19 protein-coding genes are annotated in these 17,500 nt (G+C 69.5%); 5 read left to right on the top strand and 14 right to left on the bottom strand.

Going from position 1 to position 17,500, the window contains the following annotated elements:
- Positions 1-80: 80 nt before the first annotated feature.
- The 9 genes from V3391_RS07335 to V3391_RS07375 form a co-directional block, all read right to left on the bottom strand.
- Positions 81-497 carry a hotdog fold thioesterase gene (locus tag V3391_RS07335; protein WP_332077786.1) on the bottom strand — a complete coding sequence of 139 codons (417 nt, stop codon included), beginning with the start codon at positions 495-497 and terminating at the stop codon, positions 81-83.
- 119 nt (positions 498-616) lie between these two features.
- The gene (locus V3391_RS07340) at positions 617-790 is read right to left on the bottom strand and encodes a hypothetical protein (protein ID WP_332077787.1); all 174 of its coding nucleotides are present in this window, start codon (positions 788-790) and stop codon (positions 617-619) included.
- 55 nt (positions 791-845) lie between these two features.
- Positions 846-1,010: a hypothetical protein gene (locus V3391_RS07345; protein WP_332077788.1), complete on the bottom strand. Its 165-nt coding sequence runs from the start codon at positions 1,008-1,010 to the stop codon at positions 846-848.
- A 29-nt stretch (positions 1,011-1,039) separates the two neighbouring features.
- A complete protein-coding gene (locus V3391_RS07350) occupies positions 1,040-1,204 on the bottom strand; it encodes a hypothetical protein (RefSeq protein ID WP_332077789.1) in 165 nt (54 codons plus the stop codon).
- Positions 1,205-1,242: 38 nt separating this feature from the next.
- Positions 1,243-1,389 carry a hypothetical protein gene (locus V3391_RS07355; RefSeq protein WP_332077790.1) on the bottom strand — a complete coding sequence of 49 codons (147 nt, stop codon included), beginning with the start codon at positions 1,387-1,389 and terminating at the stop codon, positions 1,243-1,245.
- 343 nt (positions 1,390-1,732) lie between these two features.
- Positions 1,733-3,679, bottom strand: coding sequence for a phospholipase D family protein (locus V3391_RS07360; protein WP_332077791.1), 1,947 nt, complete (start codon positions 3,677-3,679; stop codon positions 1,733-1,735).
- Entirely contained in the window at positions 3,679-4,275 is a 597-nt protein-coding gene (locus V3391_RS07365) for a YceI family protein (protein WP_332077792.1), read from the bottom strand. Before V3391_RS07365 ends, V3391_RS07360 begins: the two co-directional genes overlap by 1 nt.
- Positions 4,276-4,313: 38 nt before the next feature.
- The gene (locus V3391_RS07370; RefSeq protein ID WP_332077793.1) at positions 4,314-4,790 is read right to left on the bottom strand and encodes a SixA phosphatase family protein; all 477 of its coding nucleotides are present in this window, start codon (positions 4,788-4,790) and stop codon (positions 4,314-4,316) included.
- 76 nt (positions 4,791-4,866) lie between these two features.
- Positions 4,867-5,499 carry a ParA family protein gene (locus V3391_RS07375; protein WP_332077794.1) on the bottom strand — a complete coding sequence of 211 codons (633 nt, stop codon included), beginning with the start codon at positions 5,497-5,499 and terminating at the stop codon, positions 4,867-4,869.
- A 116-nt stretch (positions 5,500-5,615) separates the two neighbouring features.
- Here V3391_RS07375 and V3391_RS07380 point away from each other — a divergent pair, with 116 nt between their 5' ends.
- Positions 5,616-7,109, top strand: a complete 1,494-nt coding sequence (locus tag V3391_RS07380) for an AAA family ATPase (RefSeq protein ID WP_332077795.1) — start codon at positions 5,616-5,618, stop codon at positions 7,107-7,109.
- Positions 7,110-7,188: 79 nt separating this feature from the next.
- Here V3391_RS07380 and V3391_RS07385 read toward each other — a convergent pair whose 3' ends face one another.
- The gene (locus V3391_RS07385; protein WP_332077796.1) at positions 7,189-8,010 is read right to left on the bottom strand and encodes a hypothetical protein; all 822 of its coding nucleotides are present in this window, start codon (positions 8,008-8,010) and stop codon (positions 7,189-7,191) included.
- Between the two features lie 172 nt (positions 8,011-8,182).
- Between V3391_RS07385 and V3391_RS07390 the strand changes: the two genes are divergently transcribed.
- The gene (locus V3391_RS07390) at positions 8,183-8,911 is read left to right on the top strand and encodes a hypothetical protein (protein ID WP_332077797.1); all 729 of its coding nucleotides are present in this window, start codon (positions 8,183-8,185) and stop codon (positions 8,909-8,911) included.
- Between the two features lie 36 nt (positions 8,912-8,947).
- On the opposite strand, the gene V3391_RS07395 is transcribed toward V3391_RS07390, so the two are convergent.
- From V3391_RS07395 to V3391_RS07410, 4 genes are all read right to left on the bottom strand, one after another.
- A complete protein-coding gene (locus tag V3391_RS07395) occupies positions 8,948-9,988 on the bottom strand; it encodes a hypothetical protein (protein WP_332077798.1) in 1,041 nt (346 codons plus the stop codon).
- A 106-nt stretch (positions 9,989-10,094) separates the two neighbouring features.
- Positions 10,095-10,328 (bottom strand): hypothetical protein, encoded by a 234-nt coding sequence (locus V3391_RS07400; RefSeq protein WP_332077799.1) that lies wholly within the window; start codon positions 10,326-10,328, stop codon positions 10,095-10,097.
- A 53-nt stretch (positions 10,329-10,381) separates the two neighbouring features.
- A complete protein-coding gene (gene ggt, locus V3391_RS07405) occupies positions 10,382-12,094 on the bottom strand; it encodes a gamma-glutamyltransferase (RefSeq protein WP_332077800.1) in 1,713 nt (570 codons plus the stop codon).
- Between the two features lie 160 nt (positions 12,095-12,254).
- Positions 12,255-12,959 (bottom strand): helix-turn-helix domain-containing protein, encoded by a 705-nt coding sequence (locus V3391_RS07410; protein ID WP_332077801.1) that lies wholly within the window; start codon positions 12,957-12,959, stop codon positions 12,255-12,257.
- A 176-nt stretch (positions 12,960-13,135) separates the two neighbouring features.
- Here V3391_RS07410 and V3391_RS07415 point away from each other — a divergent pair, with 176 nt between their 5' ends.
- The 3 genes from V3391_RS07415 (at position 13,136) to V3391_RS07425 (ending at position 17,494) form a co-directional block, all read left to right on the top strand.
- The gene (locus V3391_RS07415; protein WP_332077802.1) at positions 13,136-15,160 is read left to right on the top strand and encodes a serine hydrolase domain-containing protein; all 2,025 of its coding nucleotides are present in this window, start codon (positions 13,136-13,138) and stop codon (positions 15,158-15,160) included.
- Positions 15,161-15,224: 64 nt separating this feature from the next.
- Positions 15,225-16,235 carry a dipeptide epimerase gene (locus V3391_RS07420; protein WP_332077803.1) on the top strand — a complete coding sequence of 337 codons (1,011 nt, stop codon included), beginning with the start codon at positions 15,225-15,227 and terminating at the stop codon, positions 16,233-16,235.
- Positions 16,232-17,494: a peptide MFS transporter gene (locus V3391_RS07425; RefSeq protein ID WP_332077804.1), complete on the top strand. Its 1,263-nt coding sequence runs from the start codon at positions 16,232-16,234 to the stop codon at positions 17,492-17,494. The genes V3391_RS07420 and V3391_RS07425 overlap by 4 nt, the downstream gene beginning before the upstream one ends.
- Positions 17,495-17,500: the final 6 nt, after the last annotated feature.

The raw sequence follows: 17,500 nt of genomic DNA on the forward strand, positions 1-17,500 counted from the left end.
GATACCCAAACATGGGCCTGCGCGGCGTGGAACGCGTTCGAGGAACGCCTGCCACGCGCCGCAGGTTGCAGAATGCGCGCTCACGGTTTCGGCACCACCGCGAGCGTCAGCCGCGAGATGCACACCAGCTTGCCGGCCGCATCTTCGACGCGGATCTCCCACACCTGGGTGCTGCGTCCGACATGCAGCGGACGCGCGGTGCCGGTCACGATGCCGGCGCGCACGCCGCGCAGATGATTGGCGTTGATCTCGATGCCGACGACGCCGCAACCCTCGGGCGCGGACAGGCCGCCGGCGCTGCTGCCGAGGGTCTCGGCCAGCAATGCGGACGCGCCGCCATGCAGAAGTCCGAACGGCTGATGGGTGCGGCTGTCGACGGGCATCGTCGCGCGCAGGAAGTCCGGGCCGATTTCGGTGAAGACGATGCCCAGCGCGGCAATCGCCGTATCGGCGGACATCGCGTTGAGCTGGTCGAGCGAGGTATCGCTGCGGAACATGCGGGGAAGGCTCCGGGGGAAACCCGGCAGCTTAGGCCGTTGCGGGCCGCCGCGCAGCGCGACCGGCGGAATGGCGCGTCGCGATGGCGCGCGTACCGGTCGCGGGGGATCGATGCGGATCAGACGATGTGGAAACGCGTCGGCATGGCGCTGTCGCGAACTTCGTAGCGGAACGGGCTGTCGGCGTGGCTGCGCGCAGCGCGGACCTGGGCATGGAAGCGCGCAGGCGGGGCGATGCAGGCCGGGAGCGGAACGGACGCGTCGGTGGCGCGGAGGGTGTGGATGCGGAACATGGCGGAACTCCTGAGGATCGGGGGAACGCTTCAGGCGCCGGAGCTGATCGGAGGATCAGGCGATGCGGAAGCGCGAAGGACTGGTGTGGGTGACGTAGCTGCGCGGGGCGCCGTAGCTGCTGCTGGCGCCGTAACCGGTGCCGGGTTCGCGGGTGGGGCGCGGTGCAACCGACGGCGCGAGATGGGCGGCGGCGTCGACGATGGCGTGCATGCGGGACATGGCGGAACTCCTGGTGGGTCGAGCGGGGATCAGGCGACGCGGAAGCGGGCGGGGACCGATTCGGCGGCGTAGCTGCGGGGCGTGCCGTAACCGCTGCTGCGGCCGTAGCCGAGGCCGAACAGACGGGCCTGGCGAAAAGCGACGGGCGGCGCGAGGTGGGCGGCGGCGTGGACGATGGCGTGCATACGGGACATGGCGGGATTCCTGGAGAGAGGCGAAGTGGATGGACGGATCAGGCGACGCGGAAGCGGGCGGGCGCCGGTGCGCTGCTATAGCTGCGCGGGGCGCCGTAGCTGCTGCTGCGGCCGTAGCCGAGGCCGAACGGGCGGACGAGTGCGGCGCTGGCGTTGCGGGCGGCGGGAGTGGTCTGGGTCTGCATGGCGGTGTCCTCGGGGTCGTTGTGCTTCGGTGTGTTGGTAGACTACAACACCACTGTTCGATAACACCACGTGCAAGAAGTCATATCCCGCGAATTCATCGAAACCATTAATCCTGCGTTCATTTTTTCTCGGTTCCACCGTCCGTTGCGACTAGGACGGCTGGACATCGCAGAACGTGACCGTGCAGCGCAGGCGCGCGCCCGCGTGGCCGTCAGGACGTCCAGTCGACGAAGCAGAGGGCGAGACGTGCCCCCTCATCGAGGCGGCACGCGATCCGTGGGGCGTGTGGTGCGCAGCGACCCCGTCGTCGCCGCGCCGACCGTGGGACGCGCCGGGCGCGTCTCAGAGAATCGGTACGAGCCCCGCGCCGAATGCTGTGAAGATCCGCGTCAGCAGGCTGCGGAAGCCGAGGCTCACTTCCGGGAAGTCGCCGACCGCGACATAGCACTCGCGGAAACCCGGGGCATCCGGCGGCAACGGCGCCGGGCAGTCGGGCCCGGGCTGGAATTCAAAGCTGGTCGCATAGCGCGTCGGCCACAGATCGAAGATCGGCAAGCGCTCGGAGACCTTGGCCATCGAATAGTCGACGCCCGAGAACACCGGCGGCGGATCGCGCCGCGCGATCGTCCACGAATTCTCCGGCGACATGTCGCGGCGGATGCTCGCGGCCAGCCGCTGCGCGAAGCGCGCATCGTCGATGACCACGGCGCTCTCGGTATTGAGGTTGTCGCCGCGTGGATCGAAGTTGTGCGTGCCGACCACGCCGATGCGCTCGTCGACCACCAGCGATTTCGCGTGCAGCCCCATGCGCAGGCCCGTGCGGTTGAGCGGCACGCGCCGGTTCACGCCGATGCCCGCATACCGCAGCGCCGAATACTCGCGCGTCAGCGGCGCGGCGCTCGCGGGACGCGCCGCGATCACGTCCTCACGCGTCGTCGCCGCGCCCTCGGTGCCGCTCTCGTCGAGGTTCACGCTGCCGTCGGCGTTCCACGAGATGCCGACGGCGCCGGTGACCTCGAGATCGATCGGCGCGTCTTCCGGGAACGGTTTGTACTCGTAGATATGGAAACCGAAATCGCGCAGGTGCCGGCGCTTGTACTTGTACGACAGCGCGTAGGTGATGAACGAATCGGTCGCGGCCAGGCTGTTGGTCGACACGACGACCTGCGGCGCGTCGGGCTGCGCGTGCAGGTCGAAGAACATCTGCTCGGCCGGTTTCGACAGCACCAGATACGGCGTCTGCAGCAGCACTTCGTCCTGCGCCGATTCGATCAGTTCGCGCAGCCGCGGCGTCGCGGCGATGGCGGCCTTGGCCGCCTCGCGATTGCGCCGGTGCTTGGCTGGGAGGTCGCCGATGAACTCGACCGGCCCGACCGGCAGCGCGGCATCGACCAGGCGCTGGCGCACGAGCGCCCCGTCGCCGGCATCTTCGAGGATCGCGGCTACGCGCTGCGGGCGCTGGTATTCCTGGAACGACACCGGCGGCACGCCGCTGCGCAGCAGATGCCGGCCGACGTCGCCCAGCTGCTCGACTGGTGTGCTCAACGGCGCGTGCCAGAACGCAACGAAGTTCTCCTCCATCGCCTCGACCACGGGCCCCGCGATCAGGACGTCGCGATCGCGGAAATTGAAGCTGTCGCTCCAGTCGAAGTAGTCGTCCTGGTAGTTGCGGCCGCCGGTGATGCCGACCACGCCGTCGATCAGCAGCGCCTTGCTGTGCATGCGCTGGTTGAGCCGCCGCCAGCAGCAGGCCGCGGCCAGCGCGTACTGCGGATAACTGATGCGCGCCCGGCCCAGCACCGGGTTGTAGATGCGCATCTCGAAGTTGGTGTGCGCGCCGGCCAGCGCCGACAGCGTCTCCACGGTGCGCAGTGCCGACAGCTGGTCGACCAGCAGCCGCACCTGCACGCCGCGACGCGCGGCCGACAGCAGTTCCTCGAGCACCAGATGGCCGGCGTCGTCCTCGTCGAAGATGTAGGTCTGCACGTCGATCGTGCGCTGCGCGCCGCGGATCAGATCCAGGCGCGCCAGCAACGCGTCCTGACCGTATTCCAGCAGCAGCGCGTAATGCTGCGGGGCTGCCGGCGTGCTGCGCGCCACCGCCCGGGTGCCCAGATCGCGCAGCGGCGACGGCGCCGCGCAGGCATCGGCGCGATCGCACAGCACTTCGGTGGAGCGCGCTTCGACCGCGATGTGCGCGGCGGCATCGCGTTTGGCCGGCGACAGCGACGTGCAGGCCGCGGTCGCCAGCGTCAGCGCCAGCAGCAGGATGCGGGTGACGGCGTGCATCAGCGGGATTCCAGCGCGCGGATCCGCAGCGTGAATCGCACCTGGTCGGCCAGCGCGTAGCCCCAGCGGTCCATCGCGTACTGGCTGCGGCGGACATCGCCTTCGCCGATCACATCGCAGTCGAGGCCCGGGCGCGCGCACTGCGACGGGCTGATCCGGAAGGTCTCCCGGCGCTGCACGCCGCGGATGCTCAGGATGCCGGTCATCTCGCCGCCGTCGCGTGCCAGCGTGGACGGGAAAGGATCGGACACGAAACGCACCTCGGGATAGCGCGCGACGTCGAAGACGCCCGGCCCGCGGGTGATGCGCGTGTAGGCGCGGCTGTCGATGATCTCGACGCTGTCCGCGTCCAGGATCAGCCGCACCTGGTGGCGGCCATCGGCCAGCACGGTGATGTCGCCACGCCAGTCGTCGAAGCGGCCTTCGAGCTGCTGGCCCCAGCGCGTCTTGAGGCTGAAGCCGATTTCCGAGCGCTTGAGATCCATCAGAAGCGTCTGGCCCGGCACGTCGGCCGATGCGAACGCGGGCGCGGCGCACGCCGCCGACAGGCACAGGCCTGCCAGCGTACGCAGCGCGGAGCCGGCGGCATGGGCCATGGGCGAAGCAGCGTTGAGCGAAGCGTGCGCTGGTGCGCCTACGGCCACCAGAACGCCGACAGTTCGGCGACGGCGGGTTCGACCGCAGCGCCCGTCGGCAGCGTCAGCACCGCGATGCCGCCCGGCGGCATGCCGCGGTATTCGCCGGTCTGGCCGCTGTGCAGCAATGCGGCGAGGCGCTCCAGTCCGGGATTGTGGCCGACCAGCAACAGGCGGCCGGTGTCGCGATGTTCGTCGAGCAGCGTCGCCAGCGTGCCGGGCGTCGCTTCGTAGATCGAGGGCTCGAGACGCTGGTCGACGTAGCCGATCGCGCCGAGCACCGCTTCGAGCGTTTCGCGGGTGCGACGCGCCGGCGAACACAGCACGCAGTCGGGCACGAGGTGTTTCTCGCGCAGCCAGCGACCCGCTGCCTCCGCTTCGGCCAGACCTTCGGCCGACAGGGGCCGGTCGATGTCGGCTTGCCCGGGCAGGGCGGGATCGGCGTGTGCGTGGCGGAGCAGGATCAGTTCGCGCATGGGCGGTCGGCGGCCTCGTTTTGTGACTTCATGACGGGCGGAGCGTTCGGATGCGGTGAACGCGTCGGCGGACAGCCTACTTCCGGACCCACTTCAGCAGTGGCGCCCAGTCGTCCTGATGGTCGCGCACCTGCGCCGAATGGTAGTCGAACAGGCTCTTGCCCAGCCCGACCAGCATCACGTAAGCCTGGCTGTCGCGCAGCTGCGCGATCACCGGATACGGCCATTGCGCGAGCAGGGCGAGCGCCTGCTGCGAAGCGTTGGTGTGCGGGCGCAGGCGATTGGCGACCAGGCCCACGCGGGTCTGGCCGCGACGGATGCGCGGATGCTTGGCCAGCGTGTTGAGGAACCCCACGGTCGCATCGATGTCGAGCGCCGACGGCAGCACCGGCACGACGATCGCATCGGCGATCTCCAGATACGCATCCAGATCGTCGGCCATCGCGCCCGCGGGCGCATCGACCACCAGCCGGGTCGCGCCATCGGGGATCGACGCCAGCACCTTCTTGTGGCGCGCGCTGCCGTCGACCGGCAACACTGCCGCTTCCATCCCGGCGCGGCGTTCGGCCCAGCGCGTGGACGACTGCTGCGGATCGGCATCGACCAGCACCGTCGACTCGCCCGACAACGCGGCGTGCGCGGCGAGATGGGTGGCGATCGTGGTCTTGCCCACGCCACCCTTGGAACTGGCCACCAGTACCGTCTTCATCGAAGTCTCCGGGTCGGTTCGCGCATCGAGCGTACACCGCCCGTGCGACGCCCGCGACCGCATGCGCGCGCCACCCGTTTAACATCGGCATCCCAGACCGCGAGCGCGCCGCGCCCATGAGTGAACTGCAGGACCTGGCCGCGCTGATCCGGGCCAACACGCCGTTGATCGTCGTCGAGACGCCCGACGAGCCGCGCGCGGTCGAGCTGTTCCGGCAGTCGCTGGTGCAGGTCTGGCGCGCGCTGTACCGCTGGACGATCACCGAGGGCCTGCGCCGCGTCGATCTCGACGGCGAGTCGGAGACCGACACCGCCGCCGACGCCAGCAACACGCTGGCCGCGATCCGCGACGCCGACCAGCGCGGCATCTATCTGCTGCTCGATTTCCATCCCTACCTCGGTTACGCGGGCACCCAGCGCCAGCTGCGCGATCTCGTGCAGCGTCGCCACTGCCTGCCGCACGTGATCGTGCTGGTCGGCCACAAGGTCGAACTGCCCGCCGATCTCGAAACCATGGCCGTGCGCTTCCGACCGCGCCTGCCCGATGCCGACGCGCTGCTGAAACTGGTGCGCGAGGAAGCTGCGGCCTACCAGCAGGAACACGGCGGCCGACGCGTGGAAGCCGACGCCGAGGCGGTGCGCCAGATCGTGCGCAACCTGCAGGGCCTGTCGCTGGGCGACGCGCGCCGGATCACGCGCCAGTTGATCCATGCCGACGGTGCGCTCGCGCACGACGATCTGCCGGCGCTGGCCAAACTCAAGTTCGAACTGCTCAACAAGAGCGGGCACCTGCATTACGAATACGACACCGCCGGTTTCGCCGATGTCGCCGGTGCGCGCCGGCTCAAGCGCTGGGTCGAACAGCGGCGCCGTGTCTTCGTCGAGGGCGACGCGCCGCCCGGCCTCGATCCGCCCAAGGGCGTGCTGCTGCTCGGCGTGCAGGGCTGTGGCAAGTCGCTGCTGGCCAAGGCCATCGCGGGTGGTTTCGGCGTGCCGCTGGTGCGGCTGGATTTCGGCACGCTCTACGACAAGTACCACGGCGAAACCGAGCGCAATCTGCGCGACGCGATCGCCTCGACCGAACAGCTCGCACCCTGCGTGCTGTGGATCGACGAGATCGAAAAAGGCCTGGCCTCGAGCGGCGACAGCGACGGCGGCGTGTCGCGCCGCGTGCTCGGCTTTCTGCTGACGTGGATGGCCGAACGCAAGTCCAAGGTGTTCCTGGTCGCGACCGCCAACCAGGTCCACGACCTGCCGCCGGAACTGCTGCGCAAGGGCCGCTTCGACGAGACCTTCTTCGTCGACCTGCCGACCGCCGACGTGCGCGCCGAGGTGTTCGCCGTACATCTGGTGCGGCGCGGCTTCGACGTCGCGGACTTCGACCTGCCGTTGCTCGCGATCGAAGCCGAAGGCTTTTCCGGTGCCGAGATCGAACAGGCCCTCGTCGCAGCGCTCTACGCCGCGCACGCCGCGCACGCCGCCGGCGCGCCGCTGTCGCAGCCGATGGTCGTCGAATCCCTGCGCGACACGCGCCCGCTGTCGGTGATGATGCGCGAACAGGTCGACGCCCTGCGCAGCTGGGCGCGCGAGCGGACGGTGCCGGCGGATTGAATCGCGGCGGAGAGGCCGCGGCCGTCGACTCGACGCAGCGCTGAAACGCCCGTTCGATCGAACGGCCGCGACCCGGCGCTCAGTCCGTCTCGCTGATCTCCAGCCGGTAAGTGCCCGCCTGTCCGAGATGGCCGACGTAGATTTCGTACTCGCCCGGACGGAACGTGTCGACGACTGCGGCATCGAGTGCGCCGGCCCCGTCGTCGTCGCACAGCACCTTGCCCGGGCCCACCACGACCAGGCTGGAATCGGTCGTGCTGGTGACGGCGAGGCGCAGCGCGACCGTCGACGTGATGGTCAGCCGATGGTCGGGCGTGGAATCGATCATGCCGGTGCAGTGCGCGCCGTAGCGGCCGGCCTCGACGCCGCCTCCGGTGTCGCCGGTTCCGATCTGCGGGTCAGGCGTGAAGCCGGCGCCGAGCTGGAAGTTCGCGTACTGTCCGCCGCCGCCAGTCGTGGCCACGCCGCTGCCCTCGTTGAGGGTCAGCGTGTAGCGGCCGGGCTGCTCGATGTGGCCGACGTAGACGGCGTAGTCGCCGGGGGTCAGGCGGGCATCGACCTGCGCATCGAGTTCGCCGGCGCTGTCGTCGTCGCAGAACACGCCAGCGGGACCGACGACGACCAGCGTGGAATCCGTCGTGCTGTCCACCGACAGGCGCAGGTCGAGCGGCGAGGTCACGCGGATGGTGTGGTCGGGCGTGGTGTCGATGACGCCGCTGCACTGCGGCCCGAAGCGCGAAGCCTGCGTCGCGCCGCCGGTCTCGCCGTTGCCGGTCTGCGGATCGGGCGTGAATCCCGCGCCGAGGGTGAAGCTGTTGTAGGCCTGCGCGGTGGCCGGGCCATTGGCACAGATGGTCAGCGCCGCGGCCAGCAGGCCGCAGGCAAGGTGCATGTGCCGCATCGAATCTCTCCATCCCCGGGCGGCGGCGCGGTGCCGACGCTGGCGGGAGTGTGCGCCTGGCGCTCGCGGGAAGACAGTGGTGACATCGGACGCGGCTGGCTTGCTAGTGTCGAATGTGATGAACACCACCCGTGGGGTCGCAGGGATGCTTTGGAAATGGATCGCCACGTGCGTGCTGGCAGTGCCGGCGTTGCCGGGCGCGGTCATGGCGGAGAGCCGGGACGCGCCCGCGGCGCATTGCGTCGATGGACGCACCCTGGCCGAGGCCTATCAGGCCGACGACACGACGCTCGCGCTCCGGGGTGGCGATGGGCGACGTCACCTCGTGACGCTGGGCGGGTCCTGCCCCGGCATTCTCGAAGGCGCGGACGCCCAGGTCGTGGGCTGGGCGGGCTGGGTCTGCGGCGCAGCGGGTGAAGTGGTGCGGACCGGGACCCGCAGCTGTCCGATCTCGGGCACCTCGGTGATCGATACGCGCACCTACGCAGCGCTGCTGAAACGGGCGCACGCCGACATGCCGACCCTCGACACCGTCGTCGTGCGCGGTGCCCGGCAACGCGGTTTCCGGGGCACGCCGGACTACTGCGTCGCCAACAGCTGGCTGCGCGGTTGGCACGAAACGCCGGAGGGCATCGTGGTGGAGGTGTCGCCGCGTCGCTCGGGTGGGCACCGCTTCTACCGGATCGAGACGCGCGGCGCCTGCAGCATGCAGTCCGGCTCCGAGTCACTGTCGCTGGCGTCGGCCATGGGCCTGGGCATGGTGTGCGGCAATCCGGGCGACCACGTGGTGTTCAGTCGCAGCAACACGGGCGCGATGACCGGTCTCGACACGTTCCACGGCGCCGTGTCGCCCTTCGGCGCGCGTTGCGAGGTGTCGCAGGTGTACCCGCTGGAGCGCTGAGGCGTTGCGTGCGTCTGGCAACCGCGGCACCGGGTTTCAGCGCGGCGGCTGCCAACCCGCCGGTGGGTGGAGTGGAATGCCGGCGTCCTGCAGCGCGCGGGCGATGAGATCGGCTTCGGTGCGGATCGACGGATCGGCGAGGAAGCGCACGAACTGACCGGCGCCGTCGCGGGGCAGGGCGGCATTGGCGCGGCCCCATTCGAGCATCCGCCAGTCGAACGCGCGGCGGCGTGCCTGCACATCGGCACGTTCGGCCTGCGTGGTGGCGAGGCGTTCGAGCAGGACCAGGCCGAGCATTGCGCCGAGCTGCGTGTCCGAACCGTTGGCCATGATGTCGGCCACGTGGCGGCAATCGCGCGCGCGGGTGGGATTCGCGCCCACCGCGTCGGTGTCGCAGCCCTGCATCAGCGGGTCGAGGCCCGGGAATGCGACCGCGGCCCACAGGCCCATCGCGGTGACCGCGGCATGTTCGGTCGGCACGAATTCGCCCGCGTCGGCGAGCGCGGCGCGCTCTGCCGGCGTCGGCGGCGTGCGCAGCAATGCGGCCTGCATCCAGCGCACCTGCTCGAGCATGCCGAGTTCGAACCGCGTCGCGACACGTGCATCGGCGAGCAAGGCATCGACGCCGCCGCCACGTACCAGCAACGGCGCGAGATTCTGCGGATCGGCGCCGAGCCAGCGTTGCGCCGCACGCAGCCGCGTCGCTTCGTCGACGCCGTAGGCGAGCAACGCATTGGCGAGGACATCGGTGCCCGCGCGCGCGGCAGCGTCGCGACGCCAGGCGCTGGCCTGTGCGTCCGGCGCCGCCGGCTGCGACGGCGCGTCGGTGTCGGGGTGTTCCGGAGGCGCATCGGCGAGTCCGCGCAACACGGCCGCGAACGCCAGCTCGCGCGGCTGGCCAGTGGTGGCCAGTGCGGCGGCGCTGCGCTGCGACCAGCTGCGCCACGCAGCCTGGTCGGCCGCCGTATCCGGCTGCGCGACAGGCGCTTCGTCGAAGCGCGCGTACGGCGCCTGCGCCTGGGCGACGGGGACGAGCAGCGCAAAGGCACACGCAGCCGCGAGGAGGGGACGGATCATGCGACGGTCCGGCAGGAACGAGGTGATCAGCATACCGGCGCCGGTCACGTTCTCGATTCCGTGATGCGGAAATCCCGAGGCGTCCCTACAGGCGCTTCGCGTGGGATCAGTGCGCGCCTTGCGCCGCCGTGTCCATCGAGGCCGTCGCGGTGTCGTCCACGCCTTGCGTCATCTGCGGCGACGCGCCCACTTCGACACGCGTCCGACGCAGGCGCATCTGCTCGGAACGCGACACCGCATCCGACGCATGCGTCGTGTCGTCGTGCGCATCGCCGTCGGACTGCACGCCCACGCTCGACACCGCGAGCACCACCAGTCCCGCCACGATCCATCCGCGCATGCCGTCCAGTCCCTTGAATGAGGCGGCGAGAATACCTGCGCGCAGGCGATGCGTCAGTAGCCCGCGGCCTGCCCGTCCTTGCGCGATTCGCTGGCGCCGGTCCAGCCGCCATGGGGGTTCTTCATGATCGCCTGGTAGCCGCCGTAGGGGCCGTGCGAGAACCGCACCGAATGGCCCTTCTGCATCAGCGCGCGCACGGTCTCGTAGGGGAAGCCGGTTTCCAGATCCACTTCGCCGCCGTCGGTCATCGCGGTGTTCTGGCCGGTGGGCTCGGTCGATCCATCGTGCTGGATGCGCGGCGCGTCGCCGGCTTCCTGCAGGTTCATGCCGAAGTCGAGCATGTTGATCAGGATCTGCACGTGACCCTGCGGCTGCATCGCGCCGCCCATCACGCCGAAGCTCAGCCACGGCTCGCCGTCCTTGGTGGCGAACGCGGGAATGATGGTGTGGAACGGACGCTTGCCCGGCGCGTAGCCGTTGGGATGGTCCTCGCGCAGCACGAACTGCTCGCCGCGGTCCTGCAGGATGAACCCCAGCCCCGGCGGCGCCATGCCGCTGCCCATGCCGCGATAGTTGGACTGGATCAGCGAGACCATCATGCCGTCGGCGTCCGCGGTGGTCAGATAGATCGTGTCGCCCTCGTCGAGCTGCTTCGGCGTACCCGGCTGCACTTCGCGCAGCGCGGTGTCCATCGAGATCAGGGCGCCGCGCTCGCGGGCGTAGTCCTTGGAGATCAGCCGCTCGACGGGTGCGGGATGGAAGGCCGGATCGGCATACCAGCGCGCGCGATCGGCGAACGCGAGCTTCTTCGCCTCGACGAACAGATGCACGTGTTCGGGGCTGCCGAAGCCGTAGGACTCGAGGTCGTAGGGCTCGAGCAGGTTGAGGATCTGCAGCGCGGCGATGCCCTGTCCGCTCGGCGGCAGTTCCCACAGCTCGACGCCGCGATACGTCGTCGAGACGGGTTCGACCCAGTTGCCGGTGTGCGCGGCGAGGTCCTCGTACGACAGGAAGCCGTCGTTGGCGGCGAAGTAATCGCCGATCGTGCGCGCAATGTCGCCCTTGTAGAACGCATCGCGGCCGCCGTCGGCGATCGCCTGCAGCGTGTTCGCCAGATTCGGATTGCGCCAGGTCTCGCCATTGCGCGGCGCGCGGCCGTCGATCGTGAACTGCTCGGTGAAGCCGGGCCACTTGCCCAGACGCGGCACCGAACGATCCCAGTAATAGGCGATGACTTCATGCACCGGATGACCTTCGCGCGCGTAGCGGATCGTCGGCGCCAAGTTCTCGGCCATCGCACGCTTGCCGAAGCGGCCGTGCAGCGCGAACCAGCCGTCGACCGCACCCGGCACGGTGACCGGCAGCGGCCCGTGCGACGGAATGTCGGTCAGACCACGCCGCTGGAACTCGGCCAGGGTCAGCGAATGCGGCGAACGCCCCGACCCGTCGTACCCGTACAGGCGCTTCGTCTTCGGATCCCAGACGATCGCGAACAGATCGCCGCCGATGCCGTTGCCGGTCGGTTCCATCAGCCCGAGCGCCGCGTTGGCGGCAATCGCGGCATCGACCGCGCTGCCGCCCGCCTTCATCGTGTCGAGCGCGATCTGCGTCGCCAGCGGATGCGAGGTCGCGGCCATCGCGTGCGGCGCATGCACCTCGCTGCGGGTCGCGAACGGCTGGCCGGTGATGCGGTCGGCGGCGAGGGCAGGCAGCGCCGGTACGGCGACCAGCAACAGGGCGGACAGCAGGTGAGCGTGACGGGGCATCTGGATTTCCGCTACAGGATCAGGCGGACACGATACCGCCTGTCCAACCGGGCGGGATGCGCAATCGCATCCGGAAGAAGGCCGCAGCCCGGAACCGGCATTGATCAGGGCAACTTCCGGTGTGCGCGGATCCGCAGAAACCAGCGCGCGCAGCGACGCGTCAACGCGTCGCCGGCTTCTTCGCCGCGCGCCTGGCCGGCTTCGCGGCCGGTGCGAGTTGTCGGACCTTCGTGGCGACGGCGCCTTCCTCGCCATGCAGCGTCAGCAGCGATTCCATCAGCTGTTCGTCGGCGCTCGAGCACACGCCGAGCAGCAGCACCTCGTCGCAGCCTTCGGCGGCGATGTAGGCGTGCCCCATGTTCGAGTCGATGTACACGCCTTCGCCGGTTTCGAGCACGATCGGATCGTAGAACTCGGTGTGCACTTCCATGCGTCCTTCGAGCACGTGGATGTACTCCTCGCCGGAGTGGTGCACCAGCGCGCCGAACTCGGCGATGGTCTTGGCACGCACGCGGGTCAGCACCGGAATCATGCGTTTGCGGCGCAGTTCCGGGCACAGGTAGTAGTAGTCGTAATTCGGCGTGGTGATGCGGATCGCGTCATCGACGCGGCCGATGCTCCGGCGCGCGGTGACCGGCGGCTCGGGCGCCTCGTCCTGTTCGGCGAACAGTTCCGACATGCGCAGTTGCAGGCGCTGGCTGAGTTGCAGCAACTTGTCGTAGGTCAGCGTCAGCCGGTCGTGCTCGACCTTCGACAACGTCGACAGCGGAATGCCGGAATGCTCGCTCATCTGCTTGAGCGTCCAGCCTTTCCGCGCGCGCAGCGAGCGCAGCAGGCGGCCGATGGTGGGGTGTTGCGCTGTCATCCGTACCGGGTCCGTTCGTGTCGTTTCGGGATCATCATCGCCCCAGCGGGCGATCCGTGAAAGTCGCTGCGGGACTCGCAGCGGTGTCATCTACCGTGGCATGAGGACTTCCGGCACGGTTGACAATTCTCTGATTGGGATCAATATCGCCAATCAGGACAAACCGGGGCAGTGCGATGCGCGTGATTCCAACCTTCCTGTTCGCCGGGCTGCTTGCGGCCGGCGTGGCATTCGCGGCGACGCAGGACGCGGCGATTACGCCGGCACCCGTCACCGCGCCGCTGGCGCCGGCCGCTCCGGTTGACGCCGCCGTGGCCGAAGCGCGGCCGCCGGTCGCGCCCGGGGGCGCACCCGTGCTGAGTGCCGCGGATGCCGAAGCCTGGCTGGACGGCTTCGTGCCCTACGCGCTGGCCGCCGGCGACATTGCGGGCGCCGTCGTGGTGGTGGTCAAGGACGGCGAGGTGCTGCTGCAGAAGGGCTACGGCTATGCCGACCTCGCCGCGCGCACGCCGGTCGACCCGGCCGCCACGCTCTTCCGTCCGGGCTCAGTGTCCAAGCTCTTCACCTGGACGGCAGTGATGCAGCTGGTCGAGCAGGGCAAGCTCGACCTCGACGCCGACGTCAACCAGTACCTCGACTTCGAGATCCCGGCCCGCGACGGGGTACCGGTGACGCTGCGCCAGGCGATGACCCATACCACCGGTTTCGAGGAGCAGGTCCGCGCGCTGATCACGGCCGACCCCGACGAGATCTCGCCGCTGGGCGCCGCGCTGAAGCACTGGGTGCCCGAACGCATCCATGTGCCGGGCGCCACGCCGGCCTATTCGAACTACGCGACCGCGCTGGCCGGTTACGTCGTCGAGCGCGTGTCGGGCGAATCGTTCGACGACTACATCGAACGCCACATCTTCCAGCCGCTCGGCATGGCCCGTTCGAGCTTCCGCCAGCCGCTGCCCGCGCCGTTGCTGGCGAACATGTCGATGGGCTATTCGAAGGCCTCCGACGGCGAAGCCAAGCCCTACGAATTCATCAGCCTCGCGCCTGCCGGCAGCCTCGCCGCCACCGGCGCCGACATGGGGCGCTTCATGATCGCGCACCTGCAGGACGGCGCCCTCGGGGACGCGCGCATCCTCGGCGCCGACACCGCCCGCCAGATGCATTCCACCGGCCAGGCGTCGATCGGTCCGCTCAACCGCATGATGCTCGGTTTCTACGAAACCTCGGTCAACGGTCACCGCGCGATCTCGCATGGCGGCGACACGCAGTGGTTCCACAGCGACCTGCAACTGTTCCTCGACGACGGCATCGGCCTGTTCGTATCGATGAACAGTTCGGGACGCGACGGCGCGACCGGTCATATCCGCTATGCGTTGTCGCGTGGCTTCGCCGACCGCTACCTGCCGGGCACGCCCGCACAGACGCCCGGCGTGCCGGAAGCGGACGCCAAGGCGCACGCCCAGCTGATCGCGGGCACCTATACCAGCAGCCGTCGGCCGGACCGCAATTTCCTGTCGCTGGCCAATGTGCTGGGACCGGTCAAGGTCGCCGCCAACGAAGACGGCACGATCACCGTGGCGATGGCCACGAGCGCCGCCGGCGCACCGAAGCAGTGGCGCGAAGTGGCGCCGTACGTGTGGCAGGACCGCGACAGCACGGATCGCCTCGCGGCGGATGTCGTCGACGGCCGAGTCGTGCGGTTCACGATGGAGCCGTACGCGCCGATCATGGTGTTCGAGCGCGTCTCGACCTGGCGCGCACTGGCGATGCCGTTGCTGGTCGCGAGCCTCGTCGTACTGCTGCTGACCGTGGTGGCGTGGCCGGTCTCGGCGCTGGTCCGGCGCTACTACGGCGCGCCGTACCGGCTGGCCGGCAACGACGCACGCGCGCATCGCCTGGTGCGGATCGCCGCGCTGCTGGTGCTGCTGGCAATGGGCGGGGCTCTCGCGCTCGTCGTCGGCATGCTGAGCAATCTCGCGATGACCAGCCCGGACACCGATGTCCTGATCATCGCCGTGCGGCTGTTTGCCACCGTGGTGCTGCCGCTCGGCGCGGCGGTCGCGGTCTGGCACGCCTGGCAGGTGCTGCGCGGCCGGCGCCGCGTGCTGGCCAAGCTGTGGGCCGTGCTGCTGGCGCTGGCCTGCCTGTTCCTGCTGTGGATCGGCATCGCCCAGCACGTCATCGGCTTTGGCGCGAACTACTGACGACCCGACGCACCGGCGGCATCAGCCGCCGGTGCGTTCGCCCCTGTCCCGACGAGGAACGCGCGTGACTGCCCAGCCGGTCGAACTCGAGCTGCACAACGAACCCTTGCCGCTGTCGGCGCCCTTCCGGATCGCCGGACACGTGTTCTCGGCGATGCCGGCGACGGTCGTGACCCTGCGCGCCGGCGCGCATGTCGGACGCGGCGAAGCCGCCGGCGTCTACTACACGCACGATCATCCCGACACGATGCTGGCCACGCTGGAGGCGATGCGGCCCCGCATCGAGGCGGGGCTCGATCGCGAGACGCTGCGCACCCTGCTGCCTGCCGGCGGCGCCCGCAATGCACTCGATGCCGCGTTGTGGGAACTCGAATCGCAGCAGGCCGGCATGCCGGTGTGGCGACTCGCAGGCCTCGACGGCGTGCGCCCGCTGCTCACCACCTTCACCGTCGGTGCCGACGACCCTGCCGTCATGGCCGATCGCGCCGCGGCCTACACGCAGGCGCGCGCGCTGAAGCTGAAGCTGACCGGCGACGCGGACCTCGACACGGCGCGCGTCCGCGCGGTGCGTGCGCGCTGCCCGGCGGCGTGGATCGGCGTCGACGCCAACCAGGGTTACGACGGCGCGTCGTTGCCGGGCCTGCTGCCGGTGTTGCTGGAAGCGCGCGTGGCGCTGCTGGAGCAGCCCTGCGTCCGCGACCGCGAACACGAACTCGACGGCATCGCGCGCGCACTGCCGTTCGCCGCCGACGAAAGCATCCTCGATCTCGCCGAACTCGAAGCGCGCCACCAGTACTTCGACGTCATCAATATCAAGCTCGACAAGTGCGGCGGCCTGACCGAGGGCCTGCTAATGGCGCGCCGCGCGCGCGCGCTCGGCAAGCAGGTCATGGTCGGCAACATGTGCGGCACCAGCCTGGCGGCGGCGCCCGCGTTCGTGCTCGGCCAGTTCTGCGACGTGGTGGATCTGGACGGGCCGATCTTCCTCAGGCAGGACCGTACGCCGTCAGTGCGCTACACCGATGGCCACATCTGGTGCGGCGACGAGGTCTGGGGGCCGTCGGCGACGGCATGAGCAGCGTTGCCGACAAGACCTGGTTCGGTCAGCCACGCGGGCTGACGATCCTGTTCCTGACCAACATGTGGGAGCTGTTCTCCTACTACGGCATGCGCACGCTGCTGGTCTATTACATGACCAAGCAGCTGCTGTTCGCGCAGGAAAAGGCGTCCTTCATCTATGGCGCGTACACGGCGATGGCGTACTTCACCCCGATCCTCGGCGGCGCCATCGCCGACCGCTGGCTGGGCAAGCGCAATGCCGTGATTCTCGGCGGCAGCATCATGGCCTTCGGGCACTTCGTGATGGCGTTCGAGCCGATGTTCTACGTCGCGCTGGCGACCATCGCGCTCGGCAACGGCCTGTTCCTGCCGAGCCTGCCGAGCCAGATCAACGATCTCTACGCCGCCGACGACCCCCGCCGCGGCCGCGCCTACAACGTCTACTACGTCGGCCTGAACATCGGCGGCTTCATGGCCCCACTGGTGTGCGGCACGCTTGGCGAAGTCTACGGCTGGCACTACGGCTTCGGCGCCGCCGGCATCGGCATGTTCATCGGTCTGCTGATCTACGTGTTCGGCCGCCGCTACCTGCCGCCCGAACCGTTGCGCGGCGTGGCGCGCGCGGTGGATGCGCAGGAAGAGCGCGGCAACCATCGCAAGGTGTGGCTGTTGTTGCTGGGCGTCGGGATCGCCGCGACCATTTTCCGCGGCGCATACGAGCAGGTCGGCAATACGCTGCCGTTGCTGATCGACACCGGCGTCGACCGGGTCGTCGCAGGCTTCACCATTCCGATGACGTGGTTCCAGTCGCTCAATCCGCTACTGGTGATCAGCATGACGCCGTTGCTGCTGCTGCACTGGCGGCGCCGCGCCGAGGCCGGACACGAGACCGCGCCTGCGCTGCGCATGGCGATCGGCGCGCTGATCGTAGCGGGCGCCTACGTGCTGCTGGCCGCGGTGACGGCCGTCGCCGGCGACACCCGCATCGGCTGGCTGTGGCTGGTCGCGTTCTTCGTGATCCTGACGCTCGGCGAGCTCTACATCCTGCCGACCGGCCTGGGCCTGTTCGCCAGGCTCGCGCCGCCGCGACTGGGCGCGACCACGGTGGCTTCGTGGTTCCTCGCGGTCTTCAGCGGCAGTCTGCTGGCGGGCCTGGTCGGCACGCTGTGGTCGAAAGCCAGCCATTCCGGCTTCTTCCTGCTGCTTGCCGGCCTGGCCGTCGTGGCCGCCGCCTTGCTGTGGCGCCTGGATCGCCCGATCCGCGCGCTGCGATGATCCGCT

The sequence above is a fragment of the Luteimonas flava genome, from assembly GCF_036584485.1.
GTDB lineage: Bacteria > Pseudomonadota > Gammaproteobacteria > Xanthomonadales > Xanthomonadaceae > Luteimonas > Luteimonas flava.